The following is a 1,056-nucleotide window of genomic DNA, read 5'->3' as shown; positions in this document are numbered from 1 at the left end:
TAGAGCGTCGGGCGATTAGTCTGCAACGCATGCTGTTGATTTGAAGTAGTTCCAGCATTCCTGTGGTGAGAACAGTGCGCACACGTGGCCTACAGCTCTCCACAGGTCGTCATAGGTTCGCGCCTTTGCCTTCCTGAGAAGGGCCTTGAGCTTGGAGAACGCCTTCTCGATGGGGTTCAGGTCCGGTGAATAGCGCGGGAGAAACAGCACCCACGCGCCGCGCGCCCTGATCGCCTCGGCAGCGCGTGGGCTCTTGTGAACATTGAGATTGTCCCAGATGACGACATCTCCGGGTGACAGCGTCGGGGCAAGCTGGGTTGAGACATAGGTGTCGAAAGCCAGGCCGTTGATGGCGCCTTCGATCACCCATGGCGCTATCAGTTCGTCACACCGCAGACCGGCGATGAAGGTCTGGGTATTCCACTTGCCGAAGGGCGCGTCGGCAACAAGTCTTTGTCCCGTCCGGCTGCGTCCCCTGAGCGGCGTCATGTTGGTCTTCACACTGGTCTCGTCGATGAAGACAAGCCTTGCCGGCTCGGCACGCATAGCCGGCAATCGATGCTTTTGCCATGCATCGCGCTCGGCATGCACGTCAGCGCGTTCTTTCTCCGACGCCAGCAGCGTTTTTTTTAAAGCTGAAGCCGGCACGGCACAGCAATTTCGATAGATTGGACGGATCGACGCTCACGCCATGCTCGTCCAGCAGAAAGCTTGCCAGATCGGGCATGGTGATGTCGGGCTCAGCCTCGACCCTGGCGATGATGAGCGCCCGATAAGGGGCGAGTTTGCCGCCGCCTTTCGGGCGACCCATGGGGCTCGGCTCCACAGAACCGGTCTCATCCAGCCGCTTCTGCAGCCGGACGGCCGTCGCTGCGGAAATCGCAAACTGTTCGGCTGCAGCGCGCCGGGATTTGCCTTGTGCAATTGCATCCGTCACACGACGGCGGAGGTCAACGGAAAGAGCTCGGGTCATCGGAAATCTCCTTTGACACAAGGAATCACAAATCACACCAAAACGGAATCCCATACGATTCATTCATCGCGCCTGATGCTCTA

General features: G+C 59.0%; 1 protein-coding gene. It reads right to left on the bottom strand.

Going from position 1 to position 1,056, the window contains the following annotated elements; genetic code table 11:
- Positions 1-15: 15 nt before the first annotated feature.
- A protein-coding gene (locus tag V6766_RS25485) for an IS630 family transposase (RefSeq protein ID WP_448471031.1) occupies positions 16-973 on the bottom strand; the annotation gives its coding sequence in 2 pieces (ribosomal slippage) (positions 16-630 and positions 632-973; 957 coding nt in all).
- Between the last annotated feature and the right edge of the window lie 83 nt (positions 974-1,056).

It is taken from the genome of Martelella sp. AMO21009 (assembly GCF_053484295.1).
The sequence above is the reverse complement of the archived record's forward strand: the minus strand, read 5'-3'. Positions and strand labels throughout refer to the sequence as shown.